General features: G+C 35.2%; 26 protein-coding genes and 1 tRNA gene. 10 read left to right on the top strand and 17 right to left on the bottom strand.

What is annotated here, in order from left to right:
* Positions 1-6 precede the first annotated feature (6 nt).
* The 3 genes from AC0L5Q_RS12565 to AC0L5Q_RS12555 all read right to left on the bottom strand — a co-directional run bounded on the left by AC0L5Q_RS12565 (position 7) and on the right by AC0L5Q_RS12555 (position 2,814).
* The gene (locus tag AC0L5Q_RS12565) at positions 7-624 is read right to left on the bottom strand and encodes a hypothetical protein (protein WP_473608844.1); all 618 of its coding nucleotides are present in this window, start codon (positions 622-624) and stop codon (positions 7-9) included.
* Positions 625-913: 289 nt separating this feature from the next.
* Positions 914-1,780 carry a hypothetical protein gene (locus AC0L5Q_RS12560; protein ID WP_473608839.1) on the bottom strand — a complete coding sequence of 289 codons (867 nt, stop codon included), beginning with the start codon at positions 1,778-1,780 and terminating at the stop codon, positions 914-916.
* A 56-nt stretch (positions 1,781-1,836) separates the two neighbouring features.
* Positions 1,837-2,814: a hypothetical protein gene (locus tag AC0L5Q_RS12555; protein ID WP_473618302.1), complete on the bottom strand. Its 978-nt coding sequence runs from the start codon at positions 2,812-2,814 to the stop codon at positions 1,837-1,839.
* A gap of 256 nt (positions 2,815-3,070) precedes the next feature.
* On the opposite strand from AC0L5Q_RS12555, the gene AC0L5Q_RS12550 reads away from it, so the two are divergent.
* Positions 3,071-4,279, top strand: a complete 1,209-nt coding sequence (locus tag AC0L5Q_RS12550) for a multidrug effflux MFS transporter (RefSeq protein ID WP_473608836.1) — start codon at positions 3,071-3,073, stop codon at positions 4,277-4,279.
* 349 nt (positions 4,280-4,628) lie between these two features.
* Here the strand turns inward: AC0L5Q_RS12550 and AC0L5Q_RS12545 are convergent.
* Both AC0L5Q_RS12545 and AC0L5Q_RS12540 read right to left on the bottom strand, forming a co-directional pair.
* Positions 4,629-4,704, bottom strand: a tRNA-His gene (locus tag AC0L5Q_RS12545).
* Between the two features lie 104 nt (positions 4,705-4,808).
* Positions 4,809-5,663, bottom strand: coding sequence for a universal stress protein (locus tag AC0L5Q_RS12540; RefSeq protein WP_473608832.1), 855 nt, complete (start codon positions 5,661-5,663; stop codon positions 4,809-4,811).
* A gap of 122 nt (positions 5,664-5,785) precedes the next feature.
* Here AC0L5Q_RS12540 and AC0L5Q_RS12535 point away from each other — a divergent pair, with 122 nt between their 5' ends.
* Positions 5,786-6,952 carry a cation:proton antiporter gene (locus AC0L5Q_RS12535; RefSeq protein WP_473608829.1) on the top strand — a complete coding sequence of 389 codons (1,167 nt, stop codon included), beginning with the start codon at positions 5,786-5,788 and terminating at the stop codon, positions 6,950-6,952.
* Positions 6,953-7,001: 49 nt separating this feature from the next.
* Here AC0L5Q_RS12535 and AC0L5Q_RS12530 read toward each other — a convergent pair whose 3' ends face one another.
* Together AC0L5Q_RS12530 and AC0L5Q_RS12525 are read right to left on the bottom strand one after the other, a co-directional pair.
* Positions 7,002-7,460 (bottom strand): hypothetical protein, encoded by a 459-nt coding sequence (locus tag AC0L5Q_RS12530; protein ID WP_473608825.1) that lies wholly within the window; start codon positions 7,458-7,460, stop codon positions 7,002-7,004.
* A complete protein-coding gene (locus tag AC0L5Q_RS12525; RefSeq protein ID WP_473608821.1) occupies positions 7,451-8,419 on the bottom strand; it encodes a magnesium transporter CorA family protein in 969 nt (322 codons plus the stop codon). Before AC0L5Q_RS12525 ends, AC0L5Q_RS12530 begins: the two co-directional genes overlap by 10 nt.
* Positions 8,420-8,606: 187 nt before the next feature.
* Between AC0L5Q_RS12525 and AC0L5Q_RS12520 the strand changes: the two genes are divergently transcribed.
* The 5 genes from AC0L5Q_RS12520 to AC0L5Q_RS12500 are packed head-to-tail and all read left to right on the top strand — an operon-like array spanning position 8,607 to position 11,896.
* Complete coding sequence (locus AC0L5Q_RS12520) at positions 8,607-9,641, top strand: DUF21 domain-containing protein (protein WP_473608818.1); 1,035 nt, start codon at positions 8,607-8,609, stop codon at positions 9,639-9,641.
* Positions 9,642-9,663: 22 nt separating this feature from the next.
* A complete protein-coding gene (locus AC0L5Q_RS12515) occupies positions 9,664-10,452 on the top strand; it encodes a hypothetical protein (RefSeq protein WP_473608814.1) in 789 nt (262 codons plus the stop codon).
* Between the two features lie 9 nt (positions 10,453-10,461).
* A complete protein-coding gene (locus AC0L5Q_RS12510) occupies positions 10,462-11,319 on the top strand; it encodes a mechanosensitive ion channel family protein (protein WP_089024864.1) in 858 nt (285 codons plus the stop codon).
* Positions 11,320-11,348: 29 nt separating this feature from the next.
* Complete coding sequence (locus AC0L5Q_RS12505) at positions 11,349-11,570, top strand: DUF1285 domain-containing protein (protein WP_473608807.1); 222 nt, start codon at positions 11,349-11,351, stop codon at positions 11,568-11,570.
* Between the two features lie 26 nt (positions 11,571-11,596).
* Complete coding sequence (locus tag AC0L5Q_RS12500) at positions 11,597-11,896, top strand: DUF1285 family C-terminal domain-containing protein (protein WP_473608803.1); 300 nt, start codon at positions 11,597-11,599, stop codon at positions 11,894-11,896.
* A 21-nt stretch (positions 11,897-11,917) separates the two neighbouring features.
* Here AC0L5Q_RS12500 and hemN read toward each other — a convergent pair whose 3' ends face one another.
* From hemN to AC0L5Q_RS12455, 9 genes are all read right to left on the bottom strand, one after another.
* Complete coding sequence (gene hemN / locus AC0L5Q_RS12495) at positions 11,918-13,288, bottom strand: oxygen-independent coproporphyrinogen III oxidase (protein ID WP_473618301.1); 1,371 nt, start codon at positions 13,286-13,288, stop codon at positions 11,918-11,920.
* A 123-nt stretch (positions 13,289-13,411) separates the two neighbouring features.
* Complete coding sequence (locus AC0L5Q_RS12490) at positions 13,412-13,900, bottom strand: DUF2489 domain-containing protein (protein WP_077340005.1); 489 nt, start codon at positions 13,898-13,900, stop codon at positions 13,412-13,414.
* An 8-nt stretch (positions 13,901-13,908) separates the two neighbouring features.
* Entirely contained in the window at positions 13,909-14,496 is a 588-nt protein-coding gene (gene yihI / locus AC0L5Q_RS12485) for a Der GTPase-activating protein YihI (protein WP_473608797.1), read from the bottom strand.
* A gap of 228 nt (positions 14,497-14,724) precedes the next feature.
* Positions 14,725-16,509 (bottom strand): M61 family metallopeptidase, encoded by a 1,785-nt coding sequence (locus AC0L5Q_RS12480; protein WP_473608793.1) that lies wholly within the window; start codon positions 16,507-16,509, stop codon positions 14,725-14,727.
* 66 nt (positions 16,510-16,575) lie between these two features.
* The gene (purU, locus tag AC0L5Q_RS12475) at positions 16,576-17,436 is read right to left on the bottom strand and encodes a formyltetrahydrofolate deformylase (protein ID WP_473608789.1); all 861 of its coding nucleotides are present in this window, start codon (positions 17,434-17,436) and stop codon (positions 16,576-16,578) included.
* A gap of 88 nt (positions 17,437-17,524) precedes the next feature.
* Entirely contained in the window at positions 17,525-17,752 is a 228-nt protein-coding gene (locus AC0L5Q_RS12470) for a VF530 family protein (RefSeq protein ID WP_077340010.1), read from the bottom strand.
* Positions 17,753-17,894: 142 nt separating this feature from the next.
* Positions 17,895-18,626, bottom strand: coding sequence for a glutathione peroxidase (locus tag AC0L5Q_RS12465; protein ID WP_473608784.1), 732 nt, complete (start codon positions 18,624-18,626; stop codon positions 17,895-17,897).
* A gap of 139 nt (positions 18,627-18,765) precedes the next feature.
* Positions 18,766-20,316, bottom strand: coding sequence for an ATP-binding protein (locus AC0L5Q_RS12460; RefSeq protein WP_473608780.1), 1,551 nt, complete (start codon positions 20,314-20,316; stop codon positions 18,766-18,768).
* Positions 20,317-20,502: 186 nt separating this feature from the next.
* On the bottom strand, positions 20,503-20,859 hold the full coding sequence (locus AC0L5Q_RS12455) for a hypothetical protein (RefSeq protein WP_473608777.1): 357 nt from the start codon (positions 20,857-20,859) through the stop codon (positions 20,503-20,505).
* Between the two features lie 122 nt (positions 20,860-20,981).
* Between AC0L5Q_RS12455 and ccoG the strand changes: the two genes are divergently transcribed.
* Genes ccoG through AC0L5Q_RS12440 form a run of 3 tightly spaced genes read left to right on the top strand, consistent with a single transcriptional unit; the run spans position 20,982 to position 24,140 of the window.
* The gene (gene ccoG / locus AC0L5Q_RS12450) at positions 20,982-22,415 is read left to right on the top strand and encodes a cytochrome c oxidase accessory protein CcoG (protein WP_473608773.1); all 1,434 of its coding nucleotides are present in this window, start codon (positions 20,982-20,984) and stop codon (positions 22,413-22,415) included.
* Between the two features lie 60 nt (positions 22,416-22,475).
* Positions 22,476-23,453: a serine/threonine protein kinase gene (locus AC0L5Q_RS12445; protein ID WP_473608769.1), complete on the top strand. Its 978-nt coding sequence runs from the start codon at positions 22,476-22,478 to the stop codon at positions 23,451-23,453.
* A gap of 36 nt (positions 23,454-23,489) precedes the next feature.
* Entirely contained in the window at positions 23,490-24,140 is a 651-nt protein-coding gene (locus AC0L5Q_RS12440; RefSeq protein ID WP_473608764.1) for a thiol:disulfide interchange protein DsbA/DsbL, read from the top strand.
* Between the two features lie 248 nt (positions 24,141-24,388).
* Here AC0L5Q_RS12440 and AC0L5Q_RS12435 read toward each other — a convergent pair whose 3' ends face one another.
* On the bottom strand, positions 24,389-25,012 hold the full coding sequence (locus tag AC0L5Q_RS12435; RefSeq protein ID WP_473608760.1) for a TVP38/TMEM64 family protein: 624 nt from the start codon (positions 25,010-25,012) through the stop codon (positions 24,389-24,391).
* Positions 25,013-25,047: the final 35 nt, after the last annotated feature.

Raw genomic sequence — 25,047 nt, 5'->3', positions numbered from 1 at the left:
CGCTCTTTAATGATTAATAGCTGCAATTTGTTCAATATCTTTTTTCCAGCTGATATCGGTAATAGCGAGTGTTTTTAATGCTGAACGTAGCGTTAATAACGCAAGTTGAGGAGTTTGACTAAAAGCCCTTTTTCCTTCTGGTGAAAGCATTTCTCCCTTTTTACTGAGTAATACTTTTAATTGTGAGAGTGTTTTACCTTTTAATACCTTATTAATGCGTTGTATTGTATTGTCGTTACATTCGGGGCTACGACAGCGTTGGAAATAAAAGCCTTTGATACTTCTATCAACATTCATTGCCCATGCAATTTCAACTAAGCCCCATTTTGCCCATTCAGACCGAGCTTGTAAAAAACCTACATGCTTATCATCTTTATAAAGTATATATAATGTATGTTTACCCACTTCACTTTGATGAATCGTAAAAGGTAGTTGTTGTCTAACGGTTTGGCGGTCTTCTTCGGTAACGGTAGTGACAACAGAACGAAATTGATAGCCTTGATCGTAGATCATTTGGATAGCAGAGATGGGATCTCTTAAGGAACAAAAGGCAGCATGAACTGTTGATAGAGTAAATACCTCAATGATCAACAATAGTATTACGGCATTAATTTTATTTTTCATGAATATATCTGCCATTAGATTTCGTATATAGGTTGTAAACTTTAAAGAGGATAATATCAGCTTGAATTATAAAGGTATCAACTTGCCCTTATACTATTGTAGATGTTTTTTAAGTTTATGCCTGTCTTGAAAAGCTTTATTCTTGTTGCTCTATTTACATAAAATGGCTATGCCACAATCCAACGCCTAAATTAAATCGCGTTTAATTTAAATAAAATTTATATCCAAAAGGTCAACACGCTCTAAATTAAAGTGCTCGGTGTTCTTATTCTTTAAAGGGAGGTTGCCCTCAATCATAACAAGTGTTGACATTAAAACGATTGATACTTAAATCTTTTCCTATTAAGGCAACTCGCACATTGTTGTTATTAACTAGTGGCTGAATTGTTTCCATATGGACTGGTACATGAAATATAAATATTGGAATATTACCTAGAATTTTTTGACCTTTTTCACCATATGTTGAATTTCCGATTTCACCATACCCCATTGCCATGGCTGTAATGTTATAAAAAGAGAAGCCGATTTTATAAATGTTTAGTGATAAAGAGGCTAATATATTATTTTCTTTTAAAGGAAATATTGCCAGAATTGTTTTAAAACCTGCATTTGTATATTGCGATAAAATACTGGGGTTTGAACCCTCAATATATAAACGATCTTTAATATTATCTAATTTAGTAATGCTTAAAAGTCGGGTGATTGCTTGCTGAGTTTGTTCTTCATTTAATTTATCTAGGTTTTTATAGTCTAACCAAAAGTATTTGTCTTTACCCAACTCGGATAAAAAGTGCTTCAATGTTAAAAGTTTTCCCGACTTTTTGGGATAAACATATTTCCCATTAGCATCTTTTTTAGGATGGTCATGCGAAATAATAAATTGATCTAAATCTACATCAAAATGAAAATCGACTTCGGCACCAATGGCTCCGTGTTCAAATGCTCGCCTCATACTAACCAAAGAATTTTGCTCGCTTCTCTGATTGTAAAGTCCGCGAGCAGACCAAATTTTATTGCAATTTTGATAGGTGTCGAGATATTTTCTGTGCTCTAACTGATGATTAACATAAGCAAGTAAAACATGGTAAGAAATAACAATGATAATGGTGAGTCCAAGCGCTATTTTCTTCTTGGAGAGCTTTTTTCTATGAGACATAATTCACTTACTTATTTGTGCTGCCTGAAGCATAGTATTATAAATCTTTTTCAGTACTACATTCTATACCTAAGTTGTACACTTAAAAGAGGACTAATGTCTATTGTTGGCGTGTCTTTTAACTTGTTTTTGTATTGGGCACTAACGTCAAAGCCTTGATAACTTAGCCATTGAATACCAACTAACCAATAACTTGTTGAGTGGGTTTTATTATTTACCTCGTGGTTAGTTTCAGTGTTTTGATAACCTAATTGAAAATAGCTTGAAAGATTTTCTTGTGGGTTTTTCCATCGTGTTTCAGCAAAAGAATTGAGTGTATCGTTTCCTGCTGTTTTACCAATAGACGATTCAAACATAAATTGCCATTGGTAATAATAATAGGAAGCATCTATTCCTATTTTTTTGCGGTTTGTAATACCATTTCCATCTAATACATCACCGGTAAACCAAGATATTCCTGCGACTAGGTTTTTATTACCAAGGGTGCCTACACGGCCTGAAAATATATGGGGATTGCCAGTGCTTTTAACTTCATTACCAGAACCGCGAGTTAGCGCTATTTCATATTCTAAATTAGGTAAAATTCCGTTTACTGATACCCCCCAATCTGCTTTTATTCCGCGATCACTTGTTGTGAGTTGGCGTAAGGTGCCATTGGTGTCTATTTGGTACTCTAAACCGAAAGGTACTTCAAAGTGGCCCACTCGAATATTGAATTTACCTTGGCTTAAGCCCGTATAGTTAAAATTAGCAATACGCCATGTAAGTTGTGTGTCGTTGCCATCATCAAAAATAAACGGTGCTTTTTGTTCGTTATTTAACTTAACAATATAAGGTTGAAAGGTAAGGGTGCCTATGTCTTGTGTCGCATTACTAAAAATACTATGAAAATCTAACCCTATAACATGCATAAAAGCATTTTTATTTTTATCTGCGTTGTGGGTTATTCGAGTGGAAGCATCAATAGACCATCGGCTATTTTCAATAAAAGATGCCGCATATAATGTATGTGGTAGGAAAATCGAACAAAACACGCTCAAGATTATGCAGTTTCTTGAAACTTTTTTTAGAAGGTACAAATTACTGTCCTTAATTTGATTTTGATTAAACAAAGAGTTACTTGCTTACATTACATTGGGACTCAAGGTATAATTAACCTTCATATTGTAGTACAGATGGGAAGTAACGATGCAATATTGTTTTTATAATGCATCTTATTTTTATCACGTCGTATTCTTCATTTTTCGTCATTAGCTTTAATTATCATCTTTATATAATCAAGTGGGTTTCATGTCATTAGAAAAATCATCTCCTAAACAAATACTGTCAGATAAGTGGTTAGCTGTTTTGTTAGCACTTTTGGTCGGCATTACACCATTTTCATTAGACAGTTATTTACCAGCAATACCTGCCATGGCTGAAAGCCTTAGTGTTAATGTGCATGTGATAGAACAAACATTAGGTATTTTTTTATTAGGTACTGCATTTGGTCAGTTGTTTGGGGGGCCAATTTCTGACTTTAAAGGACGAAAATTTGTTTCGACAATAGGGCTTGTTGTTTTTTTATTTTCTTCCTTAGCTATTTACTACAGCACTAATATTCAACAAGTTATGTGGCTTAGGTTTATACAAGCTATTGGTGCGGGCATGGCTTTAGTTGTTGTTGGTGCTATTGTTAGAGATACATATGATGGTGCAAAAGCGGCGGGGCTTTTTGCTTTGATCGGTTTAATTATGATGGCGGCACCTGTTCTTGCTCCTATTGTAGGTGCTGTTTTACATAATTTTTATGGTTGGCGTTCTATCTTTTTATTTTTAACGGTATTTGGTGGGGTATTGTTAATATTAAATACGCTAATGTTTAAAGAGACGAATCAACAAACCAGTAAATTTACGCTAAACACGCTTAAAAAAATTAGTCAGCAATATATTGTAGTATTTAAAAATAAAGAAGCGCTTGGCTTTTTATTTTTTGGTGCCTTAAGCTTTTCGTCAATGTTTGCTTTTTTAACGGAATCTCCGTTTGTTTATATGACCCTTTATGAAGTAGAACCAGAAATTTATCCCATTCTTTTTGGTGCTAATATTATTGTAATGGCGATATTTAATCGTATAACAGCTCAAAAATTAAAAACAACTCAACCGGTTAAAATTTTGAAAGTTGGAGTGTGCATTCAATTTATTGCTAACTTATCACTATTTATTGCCGCTTTTTTATTCAATACACCATTGCCAGTAGTTGTATGTTTAGTGATGTTTTCTGTAGGTTCACAAGGGTTAATTGTTGCTAATATTATGTCTTGTTATATGGATCATTTTCCAACAGGTAGCGGTACAGCTAATGCAGTATTGGGTACATCACAATTTTTATTTGCTTCAATAGTCGGCTGGATAACCACGTTATTACACAACGGCACATTAATGCCAATGGCAACTATGATGTTTGCATCTACCGTTGTGGGCATTATTTTATTAGTGAGTTTTTCAAAAGTTAAATAACCTCAGCTCGGGATAAGCAAAGTTACTCAACAAGCTATTTTTACGTCTAACTTCGTTGAATTTATTACTAATAGCCAGCTATTAGATAGAAAAATTCGCCTTGTTATACACAAAAATATCAATGTTGAGAAGCTAATATAGCTTAGGAAAACAACGATACATATTAAATTTTTGATAAATAATAACTTTAATTCATTCGCTAACATTCATTAACCCGAGTTGAGGTTAAATAATGAAAGAAATACTTTTTGACGTAACTAATGTTTAGCGTTTATTAAGTTATATAAGAACTTGTGAACGGAATATTTAGATTTTAGTGAAAGTGATGAAAGTATTTTGATTTAAAAAATGGGGTGGCTAAAGGGACTTGAACCCTCGACAACCGGAATCACAATCCGGGGCTCTACCAACTGAGCTATAGCCACCACTGATATTACTTGAAGCGCCCAGTGATAAGGCGCGAGGATTGTATTGTATTTTGCTGTTTGATATCAAGATAAATCTACAATTTATTCGTATTTAATTACTTTTAATGCTTAATCAGTAATACATCACAAGGTGGTTCGCTTAATAGTGCAGTTGTTGTACTGCCAATCCACAATTGTTCTAGTTTATTTCTCGCCACTAATCCCATAGCAAGTACATCAATATGATGGTGCTGTATGTATGCGGTTAAGGCTTCTTCTGGAATGCCTTCTAACAATATGCATTGTTCATTTTGGAGTCTTAGTTTTTTTGCAAAAACTTCTAATCCGTCGTTATGCATTGCAAGTATTTTATTTTTATATTTAGTGAGTACTGACGCAACGTAGTAACAATGAGCTACGGTTAATTTTGCCGTTAATTTTTGTGCCCAATGTTGCGTTAATAATACGATGTTGTCGTCTATTTTCCCTGGGCGAGCATGTTCATGTAATGGATCAACTGCGGCAAGTATGTTGACTGGATGTTTCCACGCTTTTTTATTTAATAGTAAAACAGGTGCGTTGATATCGGTAAGTTGTTGAAAAATAGGGTGACGTTTAGCTGAAATATTATCTTCTATAATAACAAGGCTGTTGCTTGTGTTTTTTATTGTGGAACTGAGAGCCGCAAAGTAGTTTGCTGATTGGTTAATAGTTACTTCAACTTTAATAGCATTCATGGTGAAAAATTTAAGCAATTGCTGTTGTTTTTGTTCTATTGTAGTTAATAACTCTTGCGATAATGTATCTTTGTTATTTAATAAATGCCAATATCCGCGGCCTGTTAATTGTGCACTTGCGTCAATAACAATTTTTACAGGTTTTTGATGAATTTGGGCAAGTTGAACAACTTTCTCTAATGACGTGTTTTGATAATAAAACCGACTATCAATAAACCAAATTAATTGCTCTGTTATCATATATAGTTGCACCTTAAGGACTTTCACTTGAGTATATCGTAATAATTTAATTTGTTTACCATTTTTCAAGTGTTTGTCATGTTTTTATATTTTCCATAATACAGTTTAACTACAGGATAATTATGCATTTAGATCCCTTTATGCCGCAAATGGTGAGTATTATTTTTATTGTACTCGCACTAGGTTTTGCTCTTAAATTATTGCATCAGCCTCATGTTGTTGCTTATTTAATTGTGGGTATTGTGATTGGCCCATGGGGAATGGGACTGGTAAGTGATACCGATAGTATTAGTCGTTTAGGGGCTGCGGGTGTTGTTTTTTTATTGTTTTTTGTCGGTATGGAAACCGATGCTAAAAAGTTAGTAGAAAATTGGAAACTGGCTATTTTTGGTACTCTGCTACAAATAGCATTAAGTGTAGGTTTTGTTTGGATGCTCGGCTTGTATTTTCAGTGGGGTATTGAACGGGTTATTTTAATTGGTTTTGTGATCAGTTTAAGCAGTACGGCAATTGTGATCAAACTGCTACAAGACAGCAATACGTTAGATTCTAAAGTTGGCCAAGGCGCATTAGGAATATTGCTTGCGCAAGATTTAGCGATTATTCCTATGTTGATTATTATTGGTTTATATAAAACGGACGCGGTAGAAAGTGCCCATATGGGCAAGCAAGTTTTTGGCTCTATTGTGGCGGCAATACTTTTAGCTTTTATTATTGTGAAAAAAGTCGTGCATATTCCGTTAGCTAAGTGGCTTAAGCATGATCATGAATTACAGTTATTTGCGGGTTTAGGTATTTGTTTTGGTTTGTCTATGCTGACGGCGTGGTTTGAACTGTCTACTGCTTTAGGCGCTTTTCTTGGTGGGATGTTAATTGGTGCAGCCAAAGAAACGCAGTGGGTGCATCATAATTTGAACCCGTTAAAAGTGCTTTTTGTGGCATTGTTTTTTATCTCGGTGGGAATGATGCTTGATGTTGATTTTTTAATGGCTAATTGGATTCAAGTTATATCATTAGTGTTGGCGGCGTTAATAACCAATACTTTTATTAATGCGGGTATTTTGAAAATTTCTAATTTTTCGTGGAAAGAAAGTTTATACGCTGGCGCTTTGTTATCGCAAATAGGAGAGTTCAGTTTTGTGTTAGCGGCAGTGGGTAATCAAGCAAATATTATTAATCAATATGGTTATCAGTTAGCGATTTGTGTTATTGCTTTATCGTTACTTATTAGCCCGCTGTGGATTGCTTTAAGTAAGAAATTAATAAAATACGAAGAGACAAAAAGTTAAGTAACTTAATGGTTACCGTAGCAAATGTTACGGTAACCATTAATAAACGTTATAGCTGTTGCAGCGCCATCATTATTATATCGCCAAAGCCCCAAATGATTGTGCCAAAAATAAGTAATAGGCCTTCAATAATACCCACATTAAATTTGATTGAGTTCATCAAATTATTTGCTTGGTCGGTAAAATCCCCTTCAATATCGGTTAATTCTTTTTCAATAAAGTCTTTGTCAGCCTTTATTAATCTAAGCTTACGCTTTTTTTGTAATAGCTCTACGCGCTTTCTAATTTGTAGTCGGCTGATCAGTAGGCGTTCCTGAATAATACCTGAGAAACCCGACATAATACCAAGTACAACCACTAAACTACCTGAACGTGATAACCATTCTTTATTTAGTAAGTTTATGGTCGAAAAATAATATCCTAAACCCAGAATAACAAAGCTGAGCAACACGATAATAACTTGGCTGCGAGTGCTCATTTTGATGGGTATTTTTACATCTAAAGCCATTTTTTCTTCTTAAATAATAATATTAAACTGGTGGCTAAAAAGCCCATAAAACCGAGTAGATAAAAGTATCCGTGAGTGACTTTTAATTCAGGTATGTATTCAAAATTCATCCCGTAAAGGCCAGCTAAAAAGCCTAATGGAATAAATATCGCGGTGATCACCGTTAATACTCGCATGGTGGCATTTAGTTGATGAGAAGTTACCGATAAATAGCCATTAATTAAATCGCTACAAATATCGTAATGCATTTGCGACAAGCTTAATAAGCGCTCTATACGTTCATGTACATCAATAACGGTATGTAGATCCGCTTGGTTAATAATAGTGGTTTCATCGGTAACTAATATTTTTAGCTCAGCGCCAATATTACTGTGGTAGCTAAAGGTTCGTTTGAGCTTGGTTAGTCTTGATTGATACAAGGTGATTTCTTGCATCATTTTATCATCGCCACCGAGTTGAAATTTATCTTCAAGCGCTTCTAGCTTTTCTTCAAACTCAAATAATTTTTGTAGATAAATACCACAACTGTAATGAAAAATTCTTAAAGCGAGTGTGATTGGGCTTTTACCTAAAAAACCTTCACCTTCGGCACTGAATAAACTGTTTATTGATAGAGAATCTTTTGCATGGCTGGTAATTAATACGTTGTTACTAACAAACATACTAATTTGTAAATGATCAAATAATAAATCGTCTTTTGGCTGATAAATACCGCGGTAAAGCATAAAGATATAATTTTTAAACAGCTCTATTTTAGGGGGGTGACGGTCTCTTTGAGCATCTTTTATTGCTAATGAATGACAGCCAAGCTCTTGTAATAATAGTTTTTCTTGCTCTTTGTCATGCGAATCAATATCTATCCATAAATAGGTGTTTGAGTCTGCGCGCCACGTATCAATTAATTCTTCAGCACCATAAATACAGGTTTTATCTGCTTTTAAAAGCATACATTTAATCATCAGATTCTCTTTCTTAAAGTGTTACACATAATGGGATTATTAAATGACAGTATATAGTGATATTACGAGATTTGTTTAACGAGTTATTTTTGTTAGCTTGTTCAAAATAATTAATTATCTTTACCTAGGTATACTCTATAGACTACTAAATTAGTCTTTATACTCAATATTATTCATTCGGTGTCATATGTCTTTAGATATTATCAGCTGGGTTGCCATTGCCTTATGTATTTCGCAATCTGCTATTTTTTCAGGGTTAAATATAGCGTTATTTTCGCTAAGTCGATTACAGCTTGAGGTTGAATCAGCAAAAGGAAACAAAGCCGCTAAAAACGTTTTAGCTTTACGAAACGATTCTAATTTTTTATTAACCACTATTTTGTGGGGAAACGTAGGAATTAACGTGTTGCTTACGTTATTGTCTGATTCTGTGCTTGCTGGTATTAGTGCCTTTATGTTTTCGACCATTGCAATAACGGTGATTGGTGAAATTACGCCACAGGCTTATTTCTCAAGAAACGCATTAAAAATGGGGAGTATGCTATCTCCTGTGATCAAGTTTTATCAAATATTATTTTACCCTGTAGCTAAACCTACGGCATTAATACTTGATGCTTGGTTAGGTAAAGAAGGTATAACGTATTTAGCTGAAAGCGAATTGAGCAGTATTATTCGTAAGCATATTGAAGCTGAAGAAACAGATATTAACCATGTTGAAGGTATTGGTGCCCTTAACTTTTTTAAACTTGATAAAATTTCAGTCGCTGAAGAAGGTGAGCTGATTGATCCTGATTCTATTATTGCGTTGCCAACTAAAATGGATTTACCGATCATTCCTGATATTTCTTCAGGGCCAGATAATGAGTTTCTACAATTATTAAATAAATCAGGGCATCGTTGGGTCGTGTTAACCAATGAAGAAGGTGACCCTTTGGTTGTGGTAGATTCGGATGCCTTTTTGCGTGATGCGTTTTTAGCTCCTGAGAAGTTTGATCCCTATAAATACTGTCATCGTCCTACAATTATCACAGACGATTCAACAATGTTAAATAATGCCATTATAAAAATGAAAATGAGCGAGTCTGTAGATCAGTCTTTTGATGGTGTAATTGAGCGCGATGTATTGCTTATTTGGGCTGAAAATAAACGTATTATTACAGGGGCTGATATCTTTGGTTTATTATTAAAAGGTATGCAACCACAAGAAGTATTGCTGACGTAAACTGATTTTTAGGTTAATAAAAATGCAAAATACACCATGGTGGGGAATAGTTGATATTCCAGAAAATAATAGTTTTTTATTAGAAAGTACCAATTTTACCCTCGCTGTTGAACACAAAAATAAAGAATGGTGTGTTCACATTAAACGAGATAATAACGCTAATGCTGAAGCGCCTGAAAATACATTTACGCGTACGCAGGGATCGTTTTCTCCTGAAGACTTTAGCGATGTTAGTAGGCACATAACCAGTGGTAATACTCACACGGTAGAAATAAAACCAAGTTTGGCAGATAGAACTGTGGTGTGTCGGCCTAAATCGCCGATTACCATTGTACCTGGTGCAAGTGTGGTTATGTATTTAAGCACACCTATTTGGTTAACAGTAAGCGTGAAAGATAAAATGGTTACTCTACTTAAAGAGGTTGCCACACAACGTTTGTCTGATACCTGGTTTGGTGCGTCTACCCGAGAAGGTGAACTGTGTTATGCCAGTCAAACCATTGGGCGTTTAGATATTGATAAACTTCCTTTCAGAGAGCAACGAGCCGTAACTCCCTTACTTATAGAAAACAAAGCAGATAACGATTTGATTTTTGAAAGGATAGCTTTACCCGTGCCATCGCTTTCATTATTTACTACGCCATCAGGCCAGTTATGGACACAAAATGTAACGCTAACTAGAGAAAACGATGGTGATTTTGCTAAATTAAAACTAGGTGCACCTCAACCTGATTCTATCTTAGTTAACGGGCCAAGAGTTAACTTAGGTCATGGGCAATTAATACGAGCGTTTAGTGCAATATTTAGTTAGAGAAATACTATGAATGAAATGTGGATATACCTGAACGAACTCTTTAATAGTGAAATGCTGGTTAAGTTTTTTCGTGCTAGCGCTTTGCTTATTGTGGGCTTTATTGTGGCTAAATTAGTCAGCCGTTTTAGTGCGCAATTTATTAATAAAATTTTTACGCCGCATACCAGCCAGTTAATCCAGCGTGGAATTTATTATTTACTGTTTATACTTTTTATTTTTTCAGCCTTGCTTGAATTAGGGTTTAATTTAAGTTTACTGTTAGGTGCCGCGAGTGTATTAACTGTAGCGATAGGTTTTGCTTCGCAAACATCAGCATCAAACTTTATTAGTGGCATATTTTTAATGGCTGAACGCTCTTTTGTTATTGGTGATGTGATTAAGGTAGGTAGTACCGTAGGCGAAGTGTTATCGATTGATTTGCTGTCGGTAAAAATTAGAACCTTTGATAACTTGTTTGTGCGATTACCTAATGAGTCGTTAATTAAATCTGAACTTACTACACTGACTAAGTTTCCTATTCGACGTTTAGATATGAAGATAGGTGTGGCTTATAAAGAGAACATTAAAAAAGTAAAAGATATTTTAGAAAAAGTCGCTTCAGCCAATCCGCTGTGTTTAGAAGAACCTAAACCCTTGTATATTTTTCAAGGATTTGAAGATTCTTCTTTGTCATTACAGTTTTCAGTATGGGCAAAAAGAGAGAACTTTTTAGAGTTAAAAAATAGTATGTACGAGCAAATTAAAAATGCTTTTGATGCTGAAGATATCGAAATACCTTTTCCGCATTTGTCTTTATATGCAGGAAATAAAACAGAACCTTTTCCGATCACCATATCAAAGCAGGAAAAGCGTAAAACTGACTAGAGTTCAGGTTATCCACAAAGGGGAGTGATATGTCGTTAGAAAACATAACGTCGCAATTAGGAAAATTAGCTGATGGTAAGTCGTCTAAAATACCGCCTGTTGAATTATGGGATCCGCCTTATTGTGGTGAAATCGACATTGTCATAAAAGCCAATGGTGATTGGTTTTATAACGGTACTATTTTTAAACGGTTAGCTTTAGTTAAGCTGTTTGCATCGGTTATAAAAAAGAGGACAACGATTACTTTTTAGTTACTCCGGTAGAAAAAGTAAAAATAGTGGTTGAACAAGCTCCTTTTGTATTAACTAAATGGGAATGGCAAGATGCGGAACAAACCAATATGTTGGTTTGTACTAATGTAGATGATGAGTTTGTTTTAGATAAATCGCATGCTCTAACCTTTGACGACAAAGGGGAAATGTATATTACCGTAAGACGTAATTTACAGGCCAAAGTACATCGAAATGTTTATTACCAGTGGGTTGAAGCTGCACAGCAAGTTGAAACAGAAAAAGGCACTGAACTTCTATTTACCAGTGCCGGTTGTGATTTTAGTTTGGGGGTTATTGAGGAATAATTTAGCCTCTACCGTTTTATACTAAATAACTCTTGAAAAACGTTGTTGGTTAATGTGTTTTTTCATGTAAATATCAAACGACATACAAATATTACGTACCAGTAATCTGGCTTGTGGCGCAATACGAATAGAGTCTTCATTATTATTTACTAAACCGTCTTCAATAAAGGTGGTTAGCATGGGTAAGTCGTCTTTAAAATAGTCATTAAAGTTAATGTGATATTTTTGGCTAAGCGCATTTTTATCTAAAAATAAATTACACATTAACTCTCGTATAACTTCTCCTCGAATTATATCGTCTTGAGTCAGCGCTACGCCTTTTTCTAATGCGTGTTCTTTAGTTTCTATTTCGTGATAATAGGTTTTTAAATCTTTAACATTTTGGCTGTAAACATTGCCAATACCGCTGATAGATGAAACACCTAAACCTAATAAGTCACAGCTTCCTTTCGTTGTGTAACCTTGGAAGTTTCTGTGAAGCTTGCCTTCTTTTTGTGCAATAGAAAGTTCGTCGTCTGGCTTGGCAAAGTGGTCCATACCGATAAATTCATAACCATAGGCACATAGCTTTTCGATGGCTAAACGCATAAGGGAAAATTTTTCAGTAACACTAGGTAACCATTCATCTCGTAATTTGCGTTGTGCGGCAAAGCGGCTAGGTATGTGCGCGTAACTGAACAGGGAAATACGATCTACGTCCATTTCTTTGGTTTTGTCGAGTGTGCGGGTAAAGGTTTCTATAGTTTGATGAGGTAAGCCATAAATAAGATCAATGTTAATTGATTTAAAACCTACGGCTTTTGCATGCGCAATAAACTGCTCGATAAACTCGGTAGACTGCACTCGGTTTATGGTTTGCTGTACTTTTTCATCTATGTCTTGTACGCCAATACTTAATCGATTAAAGCCTAAGCTGTATAAGTGCTCTGCTAGGTTTAGCTCTATTTCTCTAGGGTCAATTTCAATACTCATTTCTACTTTGTCAGCAAAATTGAATTTGTCTTTGAGTAAACTTACTAGGGTTGTCATTTGTTCATGAGTTAAGAAGCTAGGTGTACCACCGCCCCAATGCAGTTGTTTTACTGTGTAGTTTTCAAATAGTGGGGCGCGCGAGCTAATTTCTTTGGCAAGGTATTCTAAATAGGTGTCTGCTTTACTTCTGTGGCGAGTAATGACTTTGTTACAACCGCAGTAATAACAAAGGCTATGGCAAAACGGGATATGAATATATAGCGATAATTCTCTGTTAGGAGATTGTTCAATAGCTTGAATTAAGTCAGATTGAGTGAATTGGTCGTGAAACTCTAAAGCAGTAGGGTAAGAGGTATATCTTGGGCCCGCAGTATTGTATTTATTGAGTAATTTTTCATTAAAAAACTGACTTACCTGCATCACATCACACCTAAATTATTGAACCGTTAAAGTATTCTACGGTATTGATTAGGTGTGATTGTATCAATTGCTACATTAGTAATAGTTGATCTGACTCAAGCTTTGTTCTTTGTGTTCGTCATACTACACAGAAATAACACTAAGCCTTTCATTAGCGTACTGATGAAGTTCATTAACGTCTTGTTGAATTTTAGGTTTTAAATCGGCTTCAAGTTTCATACGTTCAAAATCAAGTTTCATACGTTCTTGTTTAGCCAGCTTTTTACGTTCTTCTAAAATAGGCATATGCTTAATAGCATTATATAGCTGATAAACAGAAGGAAATAGGCTTTCTAACTCGCTGCTTAATTTAAGCGAGTCTAATAGCACAGATAAACGCCAACAGCCTTCAGATAGGTCGCATTGCTCTTCTTTCATGGCTCTTACAATAATAACAACACTTTTGAGTATTTTAGTGTCGTGTTGTTTTAACGACGCTTGTTTTTCTTGTTCGGCAATGGCTTGATCTGCTGTTTGCTTTTTTAGGCGAGACATCAGCATGCCAGCATAGATTGCAAGCGGAACAATAATGAGTAAAGCTAAAACAATATAGAGCCAATAATCTTTAAGCATGGTTACTCCTATTCGTATTTAGACAAATCGCTTTTGTCTAAAGAATCCCATAAGTCGTCTTCGTCATCACTAGAGCGTTCTGCTTCGTCTTGCTCGTCTTCATCTTCATCATTCCAGCCAAGTAATTCACGTAACTCTTGATGACGATCCATTTTCGCATTGAAGTAGTTAATTTGCTCTTCGGTTAGCTCTTTATCTTCTTCTTGTAGCGCAAGAATAGTTTGTAATTGCGGATCATCTTCAATGGCATATAACTCGTCTTCTAATGCCGTTGTGGGTAAAGCTTCAGGCTCAACCATTCTAATTGCAGCAATAGGGGCTGATTTTTCTTTTTTAGGTTTATTAGCGATAACCTTTGGTGCATCTTTGGGTGTTAAATCAATTAATTTTTTGCTGCCTAAACGTGGATCTTTGGCCGCAGAGTTTGTTTGATTTTGATTCTTGTTTTCAAAAGCTTCTTTTTGGCGATTACCCGCTTCTTTACCTACTTTCTTTTTCGGTTTTTTAGCTGTTGGTACGATAAGCTTTTTATCGGCTTCTGAAAGAACTTCTCTTCTACCAACACCAGGTTTTCTTGATTTTTTAACGCGTGACATGTGAATACTTCATTTAAAGTCTAATGGTTCTATTTTACTCGATTAATTGCTAAACCGCGATAGCTAGTACGATACATTCATCATTTAGGTGGGATTTATACCTGTTACCACTGAAACCTGCATCTTGAATGGTTACGGGTATAAGAGCTTTCATTATGAATATCATGACTTTTATAATATTCACAATGAAAGGAAATCATTTAATTAACTCGCACTTAGGTTATTCATTTATGCACTTAGCACATTACGCCATTTTTGGCTGAGTTCTGCATCTGTTTCGGTAATCGATATAGCGGATGTAGGAGAGTCTATAAAGGTAATTGGATTTTCAATAAGTTGATCATCTCTAAAGTAATGACAAGTGACTTTACTATTTTTAGGTAAATGTTCAGCTATATTTTGTAATGATTTTTCTGTTGCTTGCATGCTATCTACGGCGATTATGATGTCATTTACCGCTAAGCCAGCATCGGCTGCTGGGCTATTTTCTACCACTTGTGTTACTTTTAGCCCTGATGGTGTAGCACTATAAAGAGCACCAATGAAGGGGACATATTCATTTGTTGTGCAAGTTTCTAAACTATTGAGTTTGCTAAATTTACTAGCACTAAAATCAATACCTACATTGTTAAGTAAAGGTGCTAAGTTTACGCGTTCTGCATTGTGTAGCATTTGGGTAAATTCATCACGTATATCAGCATTACATAATACATTCGCTATATTGATAAAGTCGTCTTCACTTGTGCCTATATTGGTTCGGCCAAAGTGGATCCATAACTCTTTCATCAAGTTGTCTAAACTGTATTGCCCGTTAGACTTTTCTCGTATAGTTAAATCTAACCACAGGGCGATTAAAGAACCTTTAGTGTAATAACTGACAATATTATTTACCGCATCTGGGCCTTGTTTGTAAAATTTGGTCCAGGTATCAAAGCTTGAATCAGCAACACTTTGCTTTAATTCGCCTTGGCCTCTAAAGACACGAGTTGCCGTTTTAGAGAGTATTTTTAGGTAGTCGTTAAACGAGATAAGTCCGGTACGATACAGTGAAAAATCGTCGTAATAAGAAGTTATACCTTCGTATGCCCAAAGCTGTGTTGTGTGTGTTTCTTGTTGTAGATTATAAGGAATAAACTCTTTAGGTTTAATGCGGCAAACATTCCAGGCATGAAAATATTCGTGCGAACATAAACTTAAAAATGTACGGTATTCTTCTGTTAATTGGTCAGGTTTATTTGGATTAGGTAAGTCGAAGCGGCTTGCTTGTAATATGGTTGAGTTTTTGTGTTCTAAGCCACCAAATCCGTTAGCAAGCAAATGAGTAATAAACCAATATTCTTTAAAAGGTGCTTCACCAAACATACTTATATGGTGTTGGCATAATTTGGTTAAGTCGTCTGCTAAACGGTTTAAGTCGCCATAGTGTTCGCTGGTAAACACGGCGTGATGAGTTACACCTTCAACCACAAATTCTTTGCAGCTAAAGTTACCTATAGCTACGGGGCCGTCAATAAGCTCTTGGTAGTTTTCAGCCGTGTAAGTACCAAATTCATATTTTTTTGTGCTGTTATGTCGGGTGAGCCCTGTCGCTACTTTCCAGTCTTTAATGCTTTCAGGTGCTTTTATTTCCAATTCGCATGGTTGTTCAGCTAATTCTTCAACTTGTAAAAATACTGAGCTGCCATTAAAAAAACCACGTTGGGTATCTAAATAGGCGGTTCTAACCGATAGATCGAAAGCGAATACGGTGTAGTTGAGGGTTATTGTGGTATTCGTTGTTGAGGTGATAAACCAAGTTTGTTTGTCGTTTTTAATAAAGGTAAAAGGGCTGTTATCGCTTGTTGTAGCATTAATTTCAATAATGTTTTTAGCAAAGTCGCGGATCATGTAACTGCCTGGAAGCCAGCTAGGTAATGACAAGGTAAATTGTTGATTAGCAACAGCGTTAAAAGATAAAGAAACTGAAAATAAGTGGCTGTTAATATTTATTGGGAAAATGGAATAGTTGATCATGAAAAATTACGCTACATTGAAAAAGGTGCTTCAATGTAGCAGAAACTTGGACGTTTTTGAATTTCGTTAGGTAAGAATAACGGTTTTATCGCCATTTAAACAAACACGTTGTTCGGCATGTTCTTTTACGGCTTTACAGATTGCTGTCGCTTCTAAATCATGACCTAAATGTACCATTTGTTCTATGGTGAAGGTGTGATTAATCGGTTTAACTTCTTGTACAATAATAGGACCTTCATCTAAGTCAGCGGTTACGTAATGTGCCGTTGCACCAATTACTTTTACGCCACGTGAGTGGGCTTGATGATAAGGTTTAGCGCCTTTAAAACTTGGCAAGAAAGAATGATGAATATTAATGGCATTACCACGAAGTTTTTCACACATATTGTCTGAAAGAATTTGCATGTATCTGGCGAGTATTAAAAGTTCTGAATTTGTTTCACTGATAATATTTAATATTTGTGCTTCTTGCTCTGCTTTGGTGTCTTTTGTTACAGGCAGGTAGTGGTATGGAATACCATGCCATTCTACTAGCGATTGACAGTCTAAATGATTAGATACCACAGCCACAATATCAATGGGCAATACGCCTGCTTTCGATTTTGTTAATAACGACACTAAGCAATGATCGTATTGAGACACAGCAATAACGACTTTAGGAAAGCGGTCTTTATCTCTCAGGGAATACGCCATATTTAATGGCTTAGCTAGCTCTTCAATGGCTAATCTAAATTCTGCAATAGGCACCGTTAAATTACGATCGTCAAAAGCGATACGTGAAAAAAAGGTGTTGCTGTAAGGGTCACTGTACTGAGATGTTTCAGTAATGAAAGCACCATGCTCAAATAAGCTTTGAGTAACTTTGGCTAATACGCCTGAAGTATCTGGGCATTGCCACGTTAGTATGTAATGGTTAGTTTGAGTCATGTTTATCGTTATTAAGTGTTGAAAGTTGATTAATTGGTCATATTTTTACATTTTTTGTAAGAAAACAACAGATTTTAGTGATGTTAGATTATTCATTAAAATGAGATTTATTTTTAATGTATAACTCTTCCACTTTCTCTCTTGCCCATGGCGTTTTTCTTAAAAACGTTAAACTTGATTTGATACTAGGGTTATCGGTAAAACATTTAATTTTAATTTGTTTGCCAAGCGCCTCAAAACCAAAGTGTTCAACTAGTTGTTCTACAATAGCTTTTAGGGTTATACCGTGCAATGGGTTGTAGGGTTGATTATCCAAGTGAGGGTCTCGTTATTGATTTTAAAGTAAGTTTATCATATGGATTATTTTTACCGTTAAATAAAAAAGCAGAACATAGTTGTTCTGCTTTTTGGTTTTATACCTGCATCTGAATGATAACGGGTATATATTTTAGAAAAAACTAAGCGTTAAAGTGCTCTTCTAATTTATCGCTTCCGCCAATCAGCTCAGCATTAATAAATATTTGTGGTACTGCTGTAGCGCCAGTGATGGCTTTAAGTGCAGCTAAGCTTAAATCTTTACCTAACTCTAATTCTTCATACTGTAGGCCTTTTTCTGCTAGTAGAGCTTTCGCTTTAGCACAAAATGGACAACCCGGTTTGCTAATTATAGCTACTTCGTCAGTCGAAACAGCTTCAGGGTTAATGTATTTAAGCATAGTCGCAGCGTCTGAAACTTCAAACGGGTCGCCAGGTACTTCAGGTTCGATAAACATTTTATCGATAACGCCGTTTTTAACTAACATAGCGTATCTCCAACTACGTTTGCCAAAACCTATGTCTGACTTATCAACTAATAATCCCATCGCTTCAGTAAAATCACCGTTACCGTCAGGAATGAAACTAATATTTTTGGTGTGTTGATCTGCAGACCAAGAGTTCATAACGAAGGTGTCGTTAACCGACATACAAATAATTTCGTCTACGCCGTTTTCGAAAAATTTAGGGGCTAATTCGTCGTAGCCTGGTAAATGTGCAGATGAACAAGTTGGTGTAAATGCGCCGGGTAATGAAAACACGACGACTGTTTTATTATTGAAAATTTCATCTGATGTACGTTCAGCCCATTCGTCGTTGGCTCTAAGTTTAAATGTTACGTTTGGTACGTTTTGATTCTCTTTGTTAGTAAACATGGGTATCTCCGTAATAAATATTGTGAATGAGTCGGATTCAAATGAATCCGTTTGGTATCGTTTAACTTGGAGCTATTGTGCAAGGTTTATGTTTTTAATTAAAGCGATAAAATTAGCTTGTCGTAATCGGTAAAAGCGATTAAAGATCTTCAGAAGCAGCATCATCATTATTTTTAACTAATTGTCGATAAGCGTTGTTGAGCTTGTTGGTGATCATTTCCTGCGGGCAAGGTTTCGACATGTAATCGTTAAAGCCAGCTGATATACATTTTTCAGCGGCATCGTCTAACGCATCAGCCGTTATTGCGATGATCCATACGGGGTTTACATTTTCTTGCTTTGAAATAATAGAAGCAAGTTCGAACCCGTCTAATATTGGCATGTGGCAGTCTGAAATAATAATGTCGTACGCAAGGCTATTGTGCATTTTCAATGCTTGGTCGCCGTCTTGTGCAATATCAGGGTGTATATTTAAGCGCCCGAGTTGTGCAGTAAGTACTTTTAAATTAACAATATTATCTTCTGCTACTAATACACGTAAGTTTTTAAAACGATTGTCGTTAGGTGGGTTGATAACGCGCTTATTTTTACGTCGGTCTTCAGTGTCACTTTCTACACCTGACTGAACAAGCGATAGGTTGAAGTAAAAATGGCTTCCAACCCCTTCCGTGGACTCTAACTCAATATGACTTCCCATAGCTGTGGCTATTTCTTGGCAAATACTAAGTCCTAACCCTGTACCGCCATATTTACGTGTAATCGCATCATCAGCTTGTTTAAAAGGGTTGAATAAAGAAGATTGATGACTAAGAGGGATACCAATACCTGTATCTTTAATTGAAATACGAATGGTATCGATAATGTCATTATCTACTGTGTTAGATTCGAGCAAATCAATATTGAGTGTAACTGCACCTTTTTCAGTAAACTTAATGGCATTACTGACCAAATTATTGAGTACTTGTGATATACGTGTGGGATCGGTTAAATAGTTGTGAGTAATATCATCTGCTACGTTATAGGTGAGCTCAAGTTCATCAGGTATTAACTGTTTAAAGCTGTTAGTTATATTGCGACTTAACTGATGTAAATTAACGGGAACTGATTCTAAGGTTAATTTACCTGCATCCATTTTTGAGAAGTCGAGCACATCATTTAATAATGTTAGTAAGTTACCTGCAGAATCTTTTAACGTACCTAATAATTCTTGTTGATGGTTATTAAGTTCTGTATAAGTTAGCGCTTCTGCCATACCTAAAACGCCATTCATTGGAGTTCTTATTTCGTGACTCATTCTTGCTAAAAAGGTGAGCTTTTCTTGAGCCGACTCTTCAGCTAACTTACGTGCTTTTTCTGCAATTTTTAATTCGTCAGAAATTTTTTGTCGTATTTGTTCTTTACTTTGAATTTTTCGGTAATAGACGGCTAATATAATTATAACGATGAAGCATAAAACACCAATGATATAACTCGCATTACGGTAAATTTCATTTATTTGATCTTGAATAGTAATGTCTGAAGTTGCGGGAGAATTAGTTTTTATTAATTGATTTTGTTGTGTAGTAATGGAGGTGTTTTCATGTGCTATTACATGATTAATGCTGAATAAATTTACAATAAAAAAAGCGACTACGAAGAGTATGTTAACTCTTTGTTTAAAGAAATATCCGTTATTCCATTTGTTAACCATGTTTAAACATCTCGTAGCAAAACTATTAATCTTTTTCTTTAATGATACTACACCATCAAATATTTATGTCTATGAATACGCGATTAAAATAATTGTACTTCAGTGTTTTTTATATACCCGTTATCATTCAAGATGTATGAGCAAAATTGTTAATTTTTCAACTTTGCTCATTTTATATAAAGGTATTTAAAAGTATTTATGATACTTACCAATAGTTTTACAGACAATTTTTTGGTTTGCCGCTTGAAAATTATAATCAGGTTTGTAAGCCTCGCAAGATGCTTTGTAAAACGAAATAATATTATCTCTATTAGCCGTTATTTGTGTCGCGTATTCCACTTCTTCAGGTGAAAAACGATTAAAAGAGAGCTCTAAATCGCTAAATACTTTCTTGGCATTTAGCCTTACTTTAGTGTCCGTTGCATTATTAAAGCTTGCTAACATAGACTCTTTTTGCTCGTTATACCATTGTGTTAATTCAGGTTGAGGGTAAAAATGCAAAAATAGCGCTGCTGAGACGATCAATATCAATAAATTTTTCATATCTTGTCGTATAATGGGGCCGTATTTATAGGATAATCAATTTTTCAACAACAATATATTATATTTGTTGCTTTCCTATTTAATTTTTTTAATAAAACAGCTTTGTTGAGTAAGGGTTTTTTGTGAGTGAGCAAGAGTTAAAAAATAAAAAATTAGTTCAAATTCCTGTAAAAAATATCAAGATACACAAGCCTAAGGGTGTTGAAACATATCAGCCAAGTGACCAGATATATGTACGAAAAGTATCTGGTTTTTTTCAAAAATTACGACAGCGCATGAATTTAGTCTACTTTGCTTTTTTTGCGTGTTTACCTTGGTTGCAATATAACGGGCATCAAGCAGTATTGTTTGATCTTGAATTGCAGCGCTTTACCTTATGGGGCCTAACTCTATGGCCACAAGATCTTACTTTATTAGCCTGGTTATTTATTCTTGGCGCATTTCTATTATTTTTTGTGACTGCCTTTTTAGGTAGGGTTTGGTGTGGTTATATGTGCCCGCAAACTGTATGGACCTTTATCTTTATTTGGTTCGAAGAAAAAATAGAGGGCAGTGCCAATCAGCGTAAAAAACTTGATAGCCAACCCATGAGTTTTAATAAATTTTGGCGTAAATCCTTAAAACATACGGCTTGGGTGTTGTTTTCTTTATTTACGGCTATGACATTTGTGGGATATTTTGCACCAATGCGAGAGGTTGTGATTGATGTATTTACACTCAATACTTCACTTACACTCGCCGGTATTATTATCTTTTTCACTTTTGCCACATACGGAAATGCGGGCTGGATGCGTGAAACCATGTGTTTACATATGTGTCCTTATGCGCGCTTCCAGTCAGCAATGTTTGATAAAGATACCTTGACGGTATCTTATGATGCTAAACGTGGGGAAAATCGAGGTCCTAGAGGGAGAAAACAAGATCCTAAAGAACTAGGCTTAGGTGATTGTATAGATTGTAACTTATGTGTGCAGGTATGTCCTACCGGTATCGATATTCGAAATGGCCTACAGTATGAGTGTATAAATTGTGGTGCTTGTGTTGATGCCTGTGATGGCGTAATGGATAACATGAAGTATGAAAGAGGACTTATTAGGTACGCAACCGAACATGAGTTACAAGGCAAGAAAGTACACTTTGTTCGTGGAAAACTCATTGGTTACGCCAGCGTACTATTGATTATGTCAAGTTTATTGGTTTTAGAAATAGTGAATCGTTCTCCCGTATCTTTAGATATTATTAGAGATAGAAACGAATTATCGAAAGAAAACTTTAATGGCGATATTGAGAATGTATATACCTTAAAGATATTAAATAAATCGCAAACCAACAATACGTATAAATTATCAGTTAAGGGCATTGAAAATACTAAATGGCATGGCGATCAAATTATTAAAGTTGCTGGCGCGGGCGTATACACATTACCTATTAGTATTTCTGTAGACCCATATGAATTAAAGTCATACATGAATGATATAACATTTGTTATTGAACAAATTGAACCTGAAAGCGATGTTAAGTTAGAGCATGAAAGCCGATTTTTTAATAAACGCTAGAGCTAGTATGTTAAAGCACTAACGTTTATTATTGCGTGAAGTGCTTTTATAGAGAAATACATGTCAGTATTTGATTTTACCTCGCTTTCCCCAGACTTGATTTTAGATGGGTTGGAAAGCGTTGGCTTTAAGGTAGACAGTGGCTTACTTGCTTTAAATAGTTATGAGAATCGTGTCTATCAATTTCATGATGAAAATCTTGTTAAGTACGTCACTAAGTTTTATCGCCCAGAGCGTTGGACCGAAAATCAAATAAGAGAAGAGTTAAACTTTGCTTTAGAACTTGATAACCAAGAGCTGCCTTTAGTACCGCCTTTATGCGTTAATGGTGAAACTTTATTTAATTATCAGGGCTATTATTTTACCGTATCTCCTTGTAGAGGTGGTCGAACGTTTGAAGTAGATAACTTAGAACAACTTGAATGGATGGGGCGTTTTATTGCACGTATTCATGGGGTATCTTCTACAAAAAACTTTGAGTTACGACCTGCATTAAGTGTTGATGATATGCTTTTTGATGCAAGTAAAATTATTCAAGCATCGGGGTTTGTACCTAAGTCATTAAATCTTCCATTTTTTACTATTTTAGAACAAGTAAATGAAGTGGCTGCCGCTCAATATAAACCTAAAAAACAAATTAGGTTACATGGTGATTGCCATGCGGGAAATATATTTTGGACCGACAAAGGTCCTCATTTTGTTGATTTAGATGACTGTAAAACAGGCCCAGCTATTCAAGACTTGTGGATGATGCTTTCAGGCGACCGTAATGAGCAACTGTTACAACTCGATACACTTTTAGCAGGGTATGAAGAGTTCTTTACATTTGATACAAGTGAGCTTGTTTTGATAGAATCATTACGAACTATGCGTGTTGTTAATTATATGGCATGGTTATGTAAGCGATGGAAAGACCCTGCATTCCCTCGAAATTTCCCATGGTTTGACAGCGAAAAGTACTGGGAACAACAAATTTTAATGCTTAAAGAGCAAATGTCGGCTTTGCAACAACCGCCTTTAAGTTTAATTCCAATGTAGCCAATGTTGGCAAAACACATTTATTAGGATGTAATAATGAAGAAAATTTTAAGTTTGATTGTAATGTTATGTATGCCATTGATGGCTTGCTCGACAGATTATAAAGCAGGTGAGCACTATACTGTTGTTGACGATAATGTTTCTAAAAAATCTGAAGTTCGCGAATATTTTTCATTTTATTGTCCGCATTGTTTCAAGTTTGAACCGATCATGACTAAGCTTGAAGCAGCGCTTCCAGAAGGTACTAAATTTGAAAAAAATCATGTGGATTTTTTGCGCGCAGCTTCTCCTAAAGTTCAAGCGTTACTTAGTAAAGCAATTGTTGTTGCTCAACAAATGGAGATGGAAGCTAAACTAGTAGGCGCTATTTTTAACTATATTCATATTCAGCGTGCGGTTATTACTTCTGAGAAAGATATCCGTAATATTTTCGTATTAAATGGAGCTGATGGAGATAAATTTGACAAGTTAATGTCTAGTTTTTCAGTAAATAGCCAAGCTAAATTAATGAAAAAGAATCAAGATTACTTCTCATCAAAAAAAGGACCTGACGGGAAAGGGTATTTAAATTCGGTTCCAACCGTTATTGTTAATGGGAAATATAAAGTGAACCCTTCGGCATTAGATAGAAATAACTTTGAAGAAGATTATACGAAACTTGTTAATTATTTACTTACTTTAAAGTAATGTAAGTTTTATATATTTTAGAGAAAAGAGCACTAGTTGCTCTTTTTTTATGTCTTTAATCTTTGAATATTAGCGAAGTGCTGAATTGATTAATTTAATGGGGATTATATCAAGCTGATTAATTAACAGCTCATTTTTAATGGTTAAAATGAATAACTACAGCGTTATAAAATTTATAAGTAGAATAACGAGTTACTAAATTTTGTGCCTTATATTTATCCATTTTTTTTCATAAAAAAGTAGATCATTTATTTAATCAAATTGGTATTATTACTTTTATGTAATCGCCACCCCAATAAGCTAGCAATAATAAAGAGAATGACTGCCGCAATAATGTGGGTAGACTCCGCTAGTTTTACCCCTGAACCTGCTAATGAAAAAATTATCATTTGTGGAATAAAACCTACACAACTCCCTAAAATATAAGGTGATAGTGGTACGTTCGCTATGCCCGCTAAAATATTAGTCAAAAAGTTAGAGCCAACTGGAAGTAATCTAATTATGAGTGTTTTTGAAAAGGTGTTAACAGATAAAAAATTATGGAGTTGAATAAGTTGGGTTTTATATTTTGTGGCAATATAACTGTGTTGAAATATCGAAGCCAATTTATAGGTTATGTAAGCGGCTATAGTCACAGTAAATGTGGCGTATAACACACCTAAAATCACACTGAAGAAGTAGCCACAAGTAAAGGCAATCACTTGCCTAGGTACACCAATACAAGAAAGCCCCACAAGCATAGTAAGCAGTATAAATGTGCTGTAAATATTATTAGGTGTAAATGAAAGTAAATAGTGCTGAAACGAATCTTGAGTAAATAAAGTAATAGAAAGTAGCGCATACAAGGCAACAATTGTACTTATAGTAATCAACCATAACGTATTTTTTTTTAATAGAATGTGTTTGA

The sequence above is a fragment of the Pseudocolwellia sp. G5-9 genome, from assembly GCF_055808995.1.
This window is presented reverse-complemented; position numbering and strand designations above follow the sequence as displayed.